Origin of the sequence: Faecalicatena contorta, assembly GCF_021531895.1 — a bacterium.
Lineage (GTDB): Bacteria > Bacillota > Clostridia > Lachnospirales > Lachnospiraceae > JAFBIX01.
Genome location: NZ_JAFBIX010000004.1, coordinates 101052 through 115531, shown reverse-complemented (window position 1 = coordinate 115531; position 14480 = coordinate 101052). Strand labels below are relative to the sequence as shown.

At 39.5% G+C, this 14480-nt stretch carries 15 protein-coding genes; 5 read left to right on the top strand and 10 right to left on the bottom strand.

Going from position 1 to position 14480, the window contains the following annotated elements:
* A partial coding sequence (locus tag JQM81_RS02310) for an IS1634 family transposase (protein ID WP_235231916.1) occupies nucleotides 1–1562 on the bottom strand: 1562 nt, incomplete at its 3' end.
* A 259-nt stretch (nucleotides 1563–1821) separates the two neighbouring features.
* On the opposite strand from JQM81_RS02310, the gene JQM81_RS02305 reads away from it, so the two are divergent.
* The 5 genes from JQM81_RS02305 (at nucleotide 1822) to JQM81_RS02285 (ending at nucleotide 5457) form a co-directional block, all read left to right on the top strand.
* Nucleotides 1822–2586 carry an alpha/beta hydrolase gene (locus JQM81_RS02305; protein WP_235231915.1) on the top strand — a complete coding sequence of 255 codons (765 nt, stop codon included), beginning with the start codon at nucleotides 1822–1824 and terminating at the stop codon, nucleotides 2584–2586.
* 13 nt (nucleotides 2587–2599) lie between these two features.
* Nucleotides 2600–3352, top strand: coding sequence for an esterase family protein (locus JQM81_RS02300; RefSeq protein ID WP_235231914.1), 753 nt, complete (start codon nucleotides 2600–2602; stop codon nucleotides 3350–3352).
* Nucleotides 3353–3410: 58 nt separating this feature from the next.
* Entirely contained in the window at nucleotides 3411–4607 is a 1197-nt protein-coding gene (locus JQM81_RS02295; RefSeq protein ID WP_235231913.1) for an ATP-grasp domain-containing protein, read from the top strand.
* A gap of 296 nt (nucleotides 4608–4903) precedes the next feature.
* On the top strand, nucleotides 4904–5218 hold the full coding sequence (locus JQM81_RS02290) for a hypothetical protein (protein ID WP_235231912.1): 315 nt from the start codon (nucleotides 4904–4906) through the stop codon (nucleotides 5216–5218).
* A gap of 11 nt (nucleotides 5219–5229) precedes the next feature.
* Entirely contained in the window at nucleotides 5230–5457 is a 228-nt protein-coding gene (locus tag JQM81_RS02285) for a hypothetical protein (RefSeq protein WP_235231911.1), read from the top strand.
* A gap of 376 nt (nucleotides 5458–5833) precedes the next feature.
* On the opposite strand, the gene JQM81_RS02280 is transcribed toward JQM81_RS02285, so the two are convergent.
* The 9 genes from JQM81_RS02280 to JQM81_RS02240 form a co-directional block, all read right to left on the bottom strand.
* Entirely contained in the window at nucleotides 5834–6844 is a 1011-nt protein-coding gene (locus JQM81_RS02280; RefSeq protein ID WP_235231910.1) for a GGGtGRT protein, read from the bottom strand.
* A 165-nt stretch (nucleotides 6845–7009) separates the two neighbouring features.
* Complete coding sequence (locus JQM81_RS02275) at nucleotides 7010–7702, bottom strand: iron-sulfur cluster assembly scaffold protein (RefSeq protein WP_158372156.1); 693 nt, start codon at nucleotides 7700–7702, stop codon at nucleotides 7010–7012.
* Between the two features lie 179 nt (nucleotides 7703–7881).
* A complete protein-coding gene (locus JQM81_RS02270) occupies nucleotides 7882–9258 on the bottom strand; it encodes a GNAT family N-acetyltransferase (protein WP_235231909.1) in 1377 nt (458 codons plus the stop codon).
* Nucleotides 9259–9270: 12 nt separating this feature from the next.
* A complete protein-coding gene (locus tag JQM81_RS02265) occupies nucleotides 9271–10518 on the bottom strand; it encodes a competence/damage-inducible protein A (RefSeq protein ID WP_235231908.1) in 1248 nt (415 codons plus the stop codon).
* Nucleotides 10519–10520: 2 nt separating this feature from the next.
* Nucleotides 10521–11063, bottom strand: coding sequence for a CDP-diacylglycerol--glycerol-3-phosphate 3-phosphatidyltransferase (pgsA, locus tag JQM81_RS02260; RefSeq protein ID WP_235231907.1), 543 nt, complete (start codon nucleotides 11061–11063; stop codon nucleotides 10521–10523).
* Nucleotides 11063–12385 carry a 30S ribosomal protein S12 methylthiotransferase RimO gene (gene rimO, locus JQM81_RS02255; RefSeq protein WP_235231906.1) on the bottom strand — a complete coding sequence of 441 codons (1323 nt, stop codon included), beginning with the start codon at nucleotides 12383–12385 and terminating at the stop codon, nucleotides 11063–11065. The genes pgsA and rimO overlap by 1 nt, the downstream gene beginning before the upstream one ends.
* A gap of 85 nt (nucleotides 12386–12470) precedes the next feature.
* Nucleotides 12471–12707: a DNA-directed RNA polymerase subunit omega gene (rpoZ, locus tag JQM81_RS02250; RefSeq protein ID WP_235231905.1), complete on the bottom strand. Its 237-nt coding sequence runs from the start codon at nucleotides 12705–12707 to the stop codon at nucleotides 12471–12473.
* Between the two features lie 3 nt (nucleotides 12708–12710).
* Complete coding sequence (gene gmk, locus JQM81_RS02245; protein ID WP_235231904.1) at nucleotides 12711–13331, bottom strand: guanylate kinase; 621 nt, start codon at nucleotides 13329–13331, stop codon at nucleotides 12711–12713.
* A gap of 20 nt (nucleotides 13332–13351) precedes the next feature.
* Nucleotides 13352–14233 carry a YicC/YloC family endoribonuclease gene (locus tag JQM81_RS02240; RefSeq protein ID WP_235231903.1) on the bottom strand — a complete coding sequence of 294 codons (882 nt, stop codon included), beginning with the start codon at nucleotides 14231–14233 and terminating at the stop codon, nucleotides 13352–13354.
* Nucleotides 14234–14480: the final 247 nt, after the last annotated feature.

Here is a 14480-nt window from a genome sequence, read left to right as displayed (position 1 = left end):
TTTGAAAGTGATTCGATGATTCGTCCTGAACTGTACTTGTTTTCGAGTTTCATTTCCAGGATTCTCATGAGCGTAAGTGCAACAAAGCAGGTTAAGAAGTGGGCTTCGATATGTTCTTTCGTCCATACGTATACTGGTCTCGCTTCCAGTTCGCTTTTTGTAAGTTTAAAAGAGTCTTCGATTTTCCAAAGTCCGCGATACATATCGATGATCTTGTCATCAGATTCTTCCATTTCACTTGTTACCAGTACATAGTAACCGTCCAGCGCTTCTTCTTCAAGAATTCTGTCTTCATCGATATCCAGGATAGAGGAGGCTGTAAGGATTTCGCCAGTTTTATTGTCGTATTCTACTTTTTTCACATACTTAGCTGCGCCATAAGAAGTAGCACGAGTATAGTTTCCGGGATGTGCTGCAAGATCTCTGGCTTTTGCAAGTGCCGCTTCACGTTCGGCTTTTGCTTTTTTTGCATATTTTTCACTCCAGAATACGACCTGTTTTTCATCTACTTGTTTTTCTAATTTTTTGCCACTAACACCAGTGACTTTAATGGTACGTGGGTAGTATCTGGATTTTCTCTTGTATTCGTTCCCGAGCCATATATAATCGGATTCATCTAATACAAAGTCCTTTAATTCCTGAGTGGCTCCGCGGATGGACATACTGAACACATAACCATCTTTGGTTGGTGTGTTGATGGTATACCAGATGTTATCACCTGTTGTCATGGCTTTATCGGCAACTGTGATGACACGTCCAAGGTCGAACTGCTTTTTGATTCGTCCAAAGTTCGGACGATAAGTGAGACAGTCGTTCGTGTTTCCTGGAAAAAGTTCGTAAGTAATCGGGAGTGCATTGTTATCCATGAAAAGTCCCATCTGTACGATTGGATTTGGACGATGCTCCTTGCATACTCCTTTACGAAGGAAGTCAGTCTGGTTATCTGTTTCAAAGTAATAATTCGTCACATCATAGTAGATAAGGCTGGTATCTCTTCCATAGTTTTTCTTGATTCTGTCGTTCATCCACACTTGAAGGCTTTCCTTGTGTTTGTGAAAGAAATCCAAGCATCTGTAAACGTCATCAAGGGAGTAATTACTTTTTTCGAAGAACCATTCACGGTTGTCAAAAGAAGCTTTTTTTGAAGCAGGAGCAAGGATTCTGGAATAAACCAGCATCTTCATGATCGTGTTGGCATCGTATTTTTCCTTGGTATAGCGTTGACGGTGAATGAGGAACTTATCAATTTCAAGTTCATGATAAATCTTACTAAGAGCAGCGTAACCAAAGTTTTTTCGTAAGCTGTCACCGACGCACAAGCGGTCAGAATCATAGAAAGTGAAGTTGATAGGAGCTTGTTTTGCTCTTTTCTCCTCATTTAATTGATCGACTCTTTTCTGAAAATGGGCAATCGGATCCTCATAGATTTTTTGGAGTTCGTCGAGAAAACCAATCGATTCAATCGTCTTCTGTCTAGAACATTTCTTGACTTTATCATAGTAATTATCAACGATAGAAAGTCTAATGCGTCCGTGGGTGTTTGGTGTTTTTTTTAAGTACATAATTCAGCTCCTTCGATATAATACTTATTATATCACGAAACGTTATAAAACGCTATATATAAAAGTTAAAAATATAAAATAAAAAATGCTCGGAAGCCTTATTCTATAAAGCTTTCGAGCTATATCAGTTCATAACTAACTGCAAAAGTGTGGAAAATCAACCTTTTCTTGCCATCTATGGCACAGTGTGCTATATTAAATAATTGGATATCATGGGTGTATTATATAAAAAAATAATACACAGATTGGAGGTATTAATATGGTTTATACATGGGACATTACTATTCCGGAACTGACAGCTGACGACCCCCGCAAAGCCTATGTCTACCTACCGGAATCTTGTCATACAGATTCAGATCAACGTTATCCAGTTTTATACATGTTTGATGGACACAATGTGTTTTTTGATTCACATGCTACCTATGGCAAGAGCTGGGGAATGAAAGAATATATGGATGCCACATCCACTCCTCTGATCATTGCTGCGGTAGAATGTAATCATAGTCCGAACAATGGACGGCTGGAAGAATATTCACCATATTCTTTCAACGATTCCCGTTTTGGAAAAGTTATTGGCCGTGGCAGAACGACAATGGAATGGCTGATTCATACATTTAAAGAAGAAATTGACGAACGCTTTCCTACCCAGCCAGATCGTGAGCATACTTTTATCGCGGGAAGTTCTATGGGTGGTCTGATGAGCCTGTACGCTGTATTAGAATATAATCGCTACTTCTCTCGTGCAGCCTGTCTCTCCCCATCCCTCTGGGTAGATATTCAAAGAATCGAGCAATTGACCAAACGGTCAAAGATCCAACCAGATACGGTTGTTTACATGGATTATGGTTCCAGAGAGATTCATTTCCATCCAAACATGTTACAACAATTTGGAAAAGTGGCATCTCTGCTTTTAAAACGTCATGTGATGCTTGACTGTCGGATTGTTCCCGGCGGAGATCACTGCGAAGCGAGCTGGGAAAAGCAGATTCCATTTTTCATGAATACTCTGCTATACCAGAAATAACAGGAGGAAACTTATGAAAGTACAATATTTTAAGCAATTCAGCCCAGCGCTTAATAAAGATATGGAATGTAAGGTCTATGGACATGCCGGTCGTCCGGTGCTCTTCATTCCTTGTCAGAACGGCCGATTCTTTGATTTTGAGAATTTTCATATGACTGACATATGGGCACCATGGATTGATTCTGGAGAAGTCATGGTATTTTCCATTGATACGATCGATCAGGAAACATGGTCTAATGAAGAAGGGGATCCTCGATGGAGAATCTGCCGCTACGAGGACTGGATACGCTATATCACGGATGAGATGGTTCCATTTATGCGTGATATGGTGAATGAATGCAATGGCTGGACCGGCTATCCGGGTGTATTGGTCTTCGGCTGTAGTCTTGGGGCAACTCACGCCGCTAACCTGTATTTCCGACGTCCGGATCTCTTTGACAGACTATTAGCATTAAGCGGAATCTATACTGCAGAATATGGATTCGGTTCTTACATGGATGATCTTGTCTATAACAATTCACCAATTCATTATCTGGCAAATATGCCATTAGATCATCCTTACATTTCTATGTATAATGAACAAAAGTCAGCCATCTGTGTTGGGCAGGGAGCATGGGAACTTCCGGATTCTACCAGACAGTTGGATGGTATTCTGAAAAACAAGGGTATCCATACATGGGTAGATTATTGGGGAATGGACTGCTACCATGACTGGATCTGGTGGTACAAACAAGTCACTTATTTTGTACCATATTTGTTAGATTAGAGGGGTTTCTTTTTCTATGTAACGTTATAGTTCAACAAAAGAAAGCGAGTAAACACAAATGACAAAGAATTTTATATTTATTTCTCCAAACTTTCCTACAAACTACTGGCAGTTTTGTGCGGAATTAAAGAAAAATGGTCTTAATGTTCTGGGTATTGGCGATCAGCCTTACGATGAATTATCTCAGGAATTAAAAAACAGTTTGAATGAGTATTACAAAGTAAACAGTCTGGAAAATTATGATGAAGTATACCGTGCCGTTGCATTTTTTACTTATAAATACGGACGGATCGACTGGCTGGAGTCTAACAATGAATACTGGCTGGAACGTGATGCAATGTTGCGTACAGATTTTAATATCTCCAGCGGTTTCCACACAGAAGACATGCCTCGTATTAAATACAAATCAAAGATGAAAGAATTCTACACGAAGGCTGGAATCCCGGTAGCCCGCTATCATCTGGTTGACAATGTCGAAAATTGTCAGGATTTTATTAAGCTCGTTGGTTATCCAGTCATTGTAAAACCAGACAATGGTGTTGGCGCATCCCATACCTTTAAGCTTTCATCTGACCAAGATCTTCTTCGGTTCTTTAATGAGAAAGTAGCTGATACACAATACATCATGGAGGAGTTTATCGACGCAGAAGTTAATTCTTACGATGCTGTCATCGATTCTAATGGCGATCCAATGTTCGAGACGGGTAACGTAACTCCAGATTCAATCATGGATATCGTCAATAATTCTGATAACTCTATCTATCATATTGTGAAAAATCTTTCTGAGGATGTACGTACTGCCGGACGTGCTACTGTAAAAAGCTTCGGTGTAAAAAGCCGTTTCGTTCATTTTGAATTCTTCCGTCTTCTAAAGGATCACGACGGAATGGGCAAGAAAGGCGATGTTGTGGCTCTGGAAGTTAACATGCGTCCTTGCGGCGGATTTTCTCCTGATATGATGAATTACGCTAACAGTACCAATGTATACAAGATCTGGGCGGATATGATCGCCTTTGATCACTCCACTCTGCCAGACGGCAAACATGCTTACTGTGCTTATGCCGGGCGTCGAGATGGAAAAGATTTCGTGCTGAGTCATGAAGAAATTCTTGAAAAATATGGTGATAACCTGAAGATGGTCGACCGGATTCCTGATGTATTGTCCGGTGCGATGGGTAATCAGATGTATGTTGCGGTATTCAATACTAAGAAAGAAATGGATAGCTTCTATAAGAATGTCTTGAAATGTAATTAATCGACAAATACATTTAAATTATTCTAAGCCTGTCATGCTACAAAAAGCTGACAGGCTTATACATTTAAAAATCATCATATCTTATTCTTTACTATCCAACTTAAGGCTCAATGGGTTTATTTCACCAGTATCTGGATTATACCACCAAAACTCATTCTTATCATTTACAAAATAGTATTTTCCTTTTACAAGTTTATGATAATTGGACGGATCAATACTTTCAAGAAATCGCTGATAATTCCATTAGAACAATTACGTCAGCATGAGCTTACTGCTTTTCTGTTTATGACATGAGGGTGAAAGATATCAGGGCCAGACACATAAAGGGATGCATGGCGGGAGGATATAGAATTGAAACCAAAGGAAAGAAAAAAGGTGAAAAGATTTTTCCTACCGCAGGGACGAAAGCTAGAATCAAGTCGCTTTTTAATCTTATGCTTGATTATGTACCCGGATACAAAATTGTAGACAAGAACTATGCTAGAACATTTGAAATTTCTAATGATATCAGTAAAGAGAAAGAAGAAGCAACAAGAACACATATTCCATTTACCGATGATGAGATGAACATTCTCTGGAAAAACGTAGGGAAAGTAAGATACGTAGATTAGATTATAATGCAATGTTATATGGGATGGAGACCGAAGAACTTGCTGCTTTAAGATTAGATGTAATCAATCTTGAAAAGTGGTACATGAAAGCCGGAATAAAAACGCCAGCTGGCAAACAACGCATAGTTCCAATTCATACCAAAATCATAGAACTCTTAAAGAATAATTATGATTTTGCCGCTTCTATAGGAAGCGAATATTTGCTAAATAACAAAGGGCAGACTCATGCCGGATCATAGAAACTTACTTACGACAAATATGCGAATAGATTTAAGAAAGTAACCGGCGAACTTCATCTCAACCCGGAACATCGTCCTCATGATCCGAGAAAAACATTTGTAACCAGATGTAAAAAAACGAATGTCGATGAATATGCACTAAAAGAAATGGCAAGACACTCAATAAAAGATATTACAGAATCAACTTACACAGTCCGTGATTTAGAATGGTTAAGATAAAATCTTGAAAAACTAAAGTAAGTGGGAGAAAATCCATCATCTCCCACTTTAAATATATTAACAAATATACGTTAACAAATAAATAACAAATGTATTAGCATTTATTGATTTTTTAAAATGTTAAAACATTCTAAAAATACTGATTTTACGCTATTAATTAGAATCTTCCAGCTTTAGCGGCTTCCTCTACGGAAACTGCAACTGCAACAGTCATACCAACCATCGGGTTGTTACCTGCTCCGATTAAGCCCATCATCTCAACATGGGCTGGAACGGATGAAGAACCTGCAAACTGTGCATCAGAGTGCATACGTCCTAAAGTATCTGTCATACCATAAGAAGCTGGACCTGCAGCCATGTTATCTGGATGAAGTGTACGTCCTGTACCACCGCCGGATGCTACTGAGAAGTACTTCTTGCCCTGCTCGATACATTCTTTCTTGTATGTACCTGCAACTGGATGCTGGAAACGTGTTGGGTTGGTAGAGTTACCTGTGATAGATACGTCTACGCCTTCTTTGTGCATGATGGCAACACCTTCACGTACATCATTCGCCCCATAGCAGTTAACTTTAGAACGAAGTCCGTCAGAGTAAGCGATTCTCTGAACTTCTTTCAGTTCTCCTGTATAGTAATCATATTCTGTCTGAACATATGTAAATCCGTTAATTCTGGAAATGATCTTTGCAGCATCCTTTCCAAGTCCGTTCAAGATAACACGAAGTGGTTTCTTACGAACTTTGTTTGCCTTCTCTGCAATACCGATTGCACCTTCAGCTGCTGCGAATGACTCGTGACCAGCTAAGAATGCGAAACAATCTGTGTCTTCTTCCAGAAGCATCTTTCCTAAGTTACCATGTCCAAGACCAACTTTACGCTGATCTGCTACAGAACCTGGGATACAGAAAGCCTGCAGGCCTTCTCCGATTGCTGCTGCTGCATCAGCTGCTGTCTTACATCCCTTTTTAATTGCAATTGCTGCACCTACTGTATATGCCCAACATGCATTTTCGAAACAGATTGGCTGAATACCTTTTACCTGATTGTATACATCAAGGCCGGCATCCTTTGTAATCTTCTCTGCTTCTTCGATGGAAGCAATACCATAGCTTCCTAATACTTCATTGATTTTATCAATTCTTCTTTCATATGATTCAAATAAAGCCATTTACTTGTCCTCCTGATTTTTTTGTTACCTTTTGAATCTTCCCACGAACACACATGAACCTCGTTCATGTGGCGCGTTGCGCCTTCAAAGCCTGTCCCGGTCTACCGATTTCATACAAGCATGAATCATCTGACCAGGTCATCCTTCTCTGTCCGCTTATCGCGTCTATTCTTTTCTAGGATCAATAATCTTTACTGCGTCTGCAACACGTCCATACTGTCCTTTTGCCTTTTCCCAAGCATCGTTAGGTGTATCACCAGCTTTGATGAAGTCAGTGAATTTTCCAAGGCTTACGAACTGATATCCGATAATCTCATCGTTCTCATCCAAAGCAATACCTGTTACATAACCTTCAGCCATTTCAAGATAACGAGGACCTTTTGCTAATGTTCCGTACATTGTACCAACCTGAGAACGAAGTCCTTTTCCAAGGTCTTCCAAACCAGCACCAATTGCAAGTCCATCTTCTGAAAATGCACTCTGAGTTCTTCCATATACAATCTGAAGGAACAATTCTCTCATTGCTGTATTAATAGCATCACAGACAAGGTCTGTATTCAATGCCTCTAAAATAGTTTTTCCTGGAAGGATTTCAGATGCCATGGCTGCTGAGTGAGTCATTCCTGAACATCCGATTGTCTCAACAAGAGCTTCCTGAATAATACCATCTTTAACATTTAAAGTAAGTTTACATGCACCCTGCTGAGGAGCACACCAGCCAATACCGTGTGTAAAACCAGAAATATCTTTTACTTCTTTAGCCTGTACCCATTTTGCTTCTTCCGGAATCGGAGCTGGTCCGTGATTCGCACCCTGAGCCACCGGACACATCATTTCTACTTCATGTGAATAAATCATTTTAAAACTCCTTTCAACTATGTATGATTTTTCTGTCGTAGGGCTTGTTATATCTTTAACACCATACTTATTTATATTTTCTCACATTATTCTACATTCGTCAATTGTTTTTCATTTGGGTACACCACATTTTTCAAAAGGGGACGTAGTAAAACCAAAAAATACTACGTCCCCTTTTTTTACATTTTTGCTGTCACCCACGAAAATCCCAAATCATGGGAATCATCTTTTTTATAATTTAAATCGTATCCTACCTGAACTCCTTCTTCATCCATGTAATAATTGACAATGTAAACGCCATCAAGGCTGTCGCCTTCCAGGGTTTTTTTGATTTCTTCTTTGCTTAATTCTGACAGGAAGCTGTCGTTTTTTGTTTCGTCACGCATATTTTGAAGCCATTGATCAATCACTTCATCGTTGATATCTACCAGATCTTTTAATTGGTATGTTTCTCCAGTTTTGGGATTGATATTGCATGTTCTGAGATGCTGGGAATAATATTGGCTTCCGCCTTCGTAATTATAATCTTCATAGGCGATACTTATTAGGTCATCTGACGCATAACATACTTTATATTTTGCATAGCTTATCAGCATAGGATTTTTTTCGCTGATCACTCTTTCTTTTATCGTATTAGAAGGATTATTATAGATTTCATTTACTGTCTGCATTGCACAATTCTTCAATGCTTTATTTACTTTTTCTTCTATGTCGGCATCTGGTAATCCATGAACGACCGGATATGTTACATTGAATTCAATCAACATAGATTCCTTTTCTCGATCAGAAAATGAGTATGTATCTTCCGTTATTTCATACGACAAATTTTCTTCGATTTTTTCTGGAATTGATTCAATTCCTTGTAGATTTTCTTCATCTGTTGAATCTTCTTTTTCTTCATTTGGAAGATCATATTCGTGATTTGGCTCTTCTGCAAATTCTTCATAAATGTCTGGAACATCATAGATATTCTTCTGTATACTTTTTAGCAGTTTGACTTCACCAACAAACAGTCCGATAACTATGACCATACATATAATACTTACAATAATAATCGGTTTTTTAGATTTCTTTTTTACAGGTCTTACCAACCCAGGAATCACATACATTTCTAATGGAACAGAACGAATACCATTTACTACTTGTTCTTCCGCAGTCACATGCATTCCCAGATGTATATATTTTTGCACTGCCTGTGGCGCTGAATTTACAGTAATTGTTTTGACACAAAGCTGCTGAGCACAATAATTATAAACACACTGAAACAGCATCCGACCAATGCCTTTTCCTCGATACTGTTTTCTTACAAAGAACAGACTGATATGTCCATCGTTTTTGACTGCGATTGTACCGCATAATTCTGTACCTTGAAATGCACCAAAGAAGAATATTTCTCTTCTTTGGCACATTGTATAAATGTTGTCATATTTGATGAACTTCTGGAACTCAGCAACACCTTCCGGAGTATAAGAAGGTGCAATTTCATCTGCAAATACATCCCATACAAGATGAAGTGCCGGCAGCAGCTCGTATTGTTGCAGCATTCTTATTTCCATGATTCAACCTCCTTAGGCATGATACTTCAATAATTCCTCACGAAGTAATGTCAAAGCCCTTGCGACCGCATATTCACGATTCTTGTCGCGATTGCCAGTAAAATAAAATTCTTCTACCCTGACATGCCCTTTTACATAACATCCTACGTATACAAGTCCAACTGGCTTTTCTTTGGTTCCGCCACCAGGTCCTGCGATACCGGTCACACTTAGAGCTGCATCTGCCCCTGTAGCTTCCGCGACGCCACGCACCATCTCACAGGCTGTCTGTGGACTGACTGCTCCATATTGCATCAAAGTCTCTCTTTTTACCTTCAGCAGACGTTCTTTTGCATCATTAGAATAAGTAATATAACCTTCCTTATATACATTCGATGCTCCTGCTACATTCAAGATCCTGCCTGCAAGAAGCCCTCCGGTACAAGACTCAGCAGTTGTGACCGATAGTTTCTTCTCTTCAAGTATTCTCACAATTGCCTCTTCCAGAGAGATATTTTCTTCCGTGGTATAGATCTTATCGCCAAACCGATGGAATAATTCTTCCATTACAGGAGCAATTAATGCGTTAGCAGCTTCCTCATCTGCTGCTTTGGCAGTTACCCTGAGATGTACTTCTCCAGTCTTAGCATAGGGTGCGATCGTTGGATTCGTCTGTGTATCCATCAGATCGGCAATCATCGTTTCCACTTTGCTCTCTCCGATGGAACATATTTTTATCATTTTCGAATAGATTCCTTCAGGCTGCAGACGATTCAAGTAAGGTGCAATGTCTCTTTCAAACATCGGCTTAATCTCATTTGGCGGTCCAGGAAGAAGAATTGCAATCTTGCCATTCTCTTCTAATATGAGTCCTGGTGCTGTTCCGTTATGATTGTCAACCACGATTGCACCGTCAGGGACCAATGCCTGCTTCCAATTGTTTGGAGTTACTTGGTTACTGTGTACCTGGCGAAAATATTCTTGGATTCTTTCTTTTGTATGTGTATCTTCACGTAGCTCTTTTCCAAATACCTTTGCTGTTACTTCTTTTGTCAGATCATCCTTTGTTGGACCAAGACCTCCGCTTAGAATAACGATATCTGCCCTGGAAAGTGCTAGACGGACCGTATCTTCCAAACGTTCTTCGTTATCTCCTACTACACTCTGATGAAAACAAGATAACCCCAACATTGCACATTTTTCCGCAAGATAGGCTGCATTCGTATTGATAATATTACCTAATAGAATCTCTGTCCCTACGGAAATCAGTTCTACTGTCATTTTTACATGCCTCCCTGTGTCAATACCTGTACGTTCTTTGCAATATAATCAACCAAAGATATGATTGTCAATATTAAGGATGCCCATATCAACACAGTTCCAATCACGTCAAATACACCTCCGAGATCCATGATCAATACAATAATCATAAACATCTGAGAAACGGTCTTAAATTTCCCCCAGTAACTGGCAGCGATCACAATTCCGTTATCTGATGCCACAAGGCGGAATCCACTGATAATAAATTCTCTGGCAATTATGATAATTACAAACCAGGCCTGAAGTTTCCCTGATGGAATCATACAGATCATTGCAGAACATACCAACAGCTTATCTGCCAATGGATCCATAAACTTCCCAAAATTTGTCACCAGATTTCTTGCACGGGCAATCTTTCCATCCAACATATCTGTAAGGCTTGCCACACAGAAAATCACCAGGGCGATCCACTTATTCGCAGATCCACCTACATCTGTCAGCATAAAAAACACAAAAAAAGGTACCATAATTATTCTTAATACAGTTAATTTATTTGGTAAATTCATTACATCAACTCTCCTATCAAATCATATTCTAATGCTCCAGTTACTTTTACCTTAGCAAAATCACCGGACATCAGTTCTTCATCAGTATTTATAAAGATCAGCCCATCTACATTTGGTGCATCCTTGTAGGTCCGTCCTACATAAGCATTTTCATCAGCAACTTTTCCTTCTATCATGACAAGAACTTCTTGTCCAATCATATCTTCTGCCTGATCAAATACAATATCCTGCTGCAATTCCATCAGTTCTGCCTGACGTTCTTGCTTCACTTCTTCTGATATCTGATCCGACATCTCCGCTGCCGGTGTATCTTCTTCCGGCGAATAAGTAAACACTCCCAGACGGTCAAATTCCATCTCATCTACAAACTCCATCAATTCCTCATGCTGTTCCTGTGTCTCACCGGGGAATCCGGTAATCAGAGTAGTACGAAGAGCAATATCCGGAATCTCCTGGCGAAGTTTTCTTACAATCTTCTTCAGCTGCTGTTTCGAAGTTCTTCTTCCCATTCGTTTTAAGATAGTGTCATTCGCATGTTGAATCGGAAGATCAAGATAATGACAGATTTTCTTTTCTTCTTTCATTACTTGAATTAATGCATCATCAATTTCTTCTGGGTAACAATACAAAATCCGAATCCATCGGATACCATTTATTTTACATAATTCACGCAACAACTTACTCAGAGACTTTTCCCCATAAAGATCCTTTCCATATAAAGTCGTCTCCTGTGCTACCAAGATCAGTTCCTTTACTCCCTGTTCAGCCAATTCTTCTGCTTCTTTTAAAAGCCTTTCCATTGGTACACTTCGGTAATTGCCGCGAATCTTTGGAATGATACAATAAGTACAATGCTTATCACATCCTTCTGCAATCTTTAAATATGCATAATGGCCGCCCGTTGTTACCAATCTCTTTACATCTACTAAAGGCAATGCATCAACATCTGCCAATTCCAAATGTCCATTACCTGCAAGGGCTTCCTCCACTGTCTCTACAATTTTATCATAAGATGTTGTTCCAAGCACAGCATCTACTTCTGGTATCTCTTCCAGAATTTCTTTCTGATACCTCTGAGCAAGACATCCAGTCACAATCAATGCCTTCAATCTTCCCTTCGTCTTATACTGCGCCATTTCCAGAATCGTCTGTATACTCTCTTCCTTTGCATCATGGATAAAACAACAAGTATTGACCACAATAACATCTGCCAATGTCTCATCATCTACCATCTGATATCCTTTTGCATCTAAAAGTCCAAGCATTACTTCCGAATCCACAAGATTCTTATCGCAGCCAAGAGATATAAATAATATATTCATTCTTTCCTCCTCCCAATTATTGTGAAGAAAGGCAGATACCTCACGGCATCTGCCTTATATTCACGTCAAACCGTATATGATTCTCTTACTCTTCTTCTCCAACCACTTTAATCTTGGCCTGATTCAGTTCATCAATAGCGATAGATAACGGTTTTTCGCTGTCCTTCACAGGCACAAGCGGCATAGCTCCGTCAATAATCTCTCTTGCTCTCTTGGCAGTAGCCATAACAATAGAATAACGGCTGTTAACAACTTTTGTTTCGCCTTCTTCTACATCCTTATTTACTACCTTCATTAAATCTGTGTAAGATGGGTGTAACATACACTATTCTCCTTTCAATTCTGCTTTCATATTCTCTATAAATTCTATATTACGAAAACTTCTTCTGTGTTCTCCCTGGATAATCCGATGCATCTGTTCAACACAATCCTGAAGTACATCATTAATGATCAGATAATCATACTGATCCATGCCCTCAGCCTCTTCTTTGGCACGGTTCATACGGAAATCAATCACATCCATGGTCTCCGTTCCTCGTCCTACCAGACGATTGCGTAATTCCTTTGCAGTCGGTGGTGTCACGAACAATAACAACGTCTCCGGAAACTTCTCTTTCACTTTCAAGGCCCCTTGAATCTCTATCTCAAGGATAACATCCTTCCCAGCATCTAACTGTTCTTCTACATATGCTCGCGGCGTCCCATAATAATTATCCACGTATCTAGCATACTCTATCAATTCATCTTTCGCAATCATTTTTTCAAATTCTTCCACTGTTTTGAAAAAATATTCACGACCATCTTCTTCACCCGGACGCGGATTTCTTGTAGTGGCAGATATGGACAACGCATAATTATCGTACTGACGCATCATTTCTTTCATAATGGTCCCTTTACCGGAACCAGAAAATCCAGATACAACAATAAGAATTCCTTTTTCCCTCATGAATTTATCCCCTCTTTTCACTACTCAATATTCTGAATCTGTTCTCTGACCTTTTCAATCTCTGTTTTTAAATCAATTCCAATATTGGAGATTTCCAGATCATTCGCTTTTGACAGAATCGTATTCGCCTCTCGATTCATCTCCTGCGCAATAAAATCAAGCTTACGTCCAATTCCACTTTCCTCAGACTGGAGTGTCTCTTTCATATGTAAGATATGGCTGCGGAGTCTGACCACTTCCTCATCTGTACATATCTTATCCGCAAATATCACTACTTCTGCAGCAATCCTCCCCTCTTCAATCTGAGTATCCTCTAACAATTCATGTACCTTCGTCTCAAGCTTTTCTCGGTACTCAGCCACAATCTGCGGAGAACGTTCCTCAATAACGTCCACCAGTTTCAACATACCGTCTAGCTTATTGATAATATCCGTCTTCAGGTTCTCACCCTCCAACGCTCTGGTCTCAACAAACTGCTTGATCGCACCATCCAGAGCCTTTTTCAGTCCATTCCACAATTCTTCTTCATCCATCAGCTGCTCTTCCATTGTCAACACTTCCGGATATCGTGACAGTGTAGAAACACGAATATCATTTTCCAGAGAAAACGATTCCTCCATCTTCTTAAAATAGGTCAGATATTCCTCTGCAAGCTTCTCATTATACTTCAAAGAAACCTGACTTTCAGACAAATCCTCATAGGTAATAAAAATGTCAACCTTACCTCGCTGAACACTTTTCTTTAATAAATTACGAATTGCACTTTCAAAAAAATTCAGTTTCTTTGGCATACGAATATTGGCATCAAGATAACGATGGTTTACCCCCTTCATCTCCACAGTAAACTTCCGCTCCCCATCAGACACCTCACAGCGTCCAAATCCTGTCATACTTTTTATCATATTATGGACCTCTTCTAATTCTAATATATTTGTAACAATCGGCACTTACGCCATTGTTTATTATAAGTCATTTGGCAAATCCCGTCAACTATGTTATGATATAGCAATGAACAGTGCAAAAACACTTAGGAACATAAAATCCTGCCAGCAGGATTTTATGAGACTATGTGTTTTTATAGGGCGAATGCCCTCAGCGAAAGAACTTTGTTCTTGAGCTGGCACTGTGGGCCCTATCTGGTCTGCATAG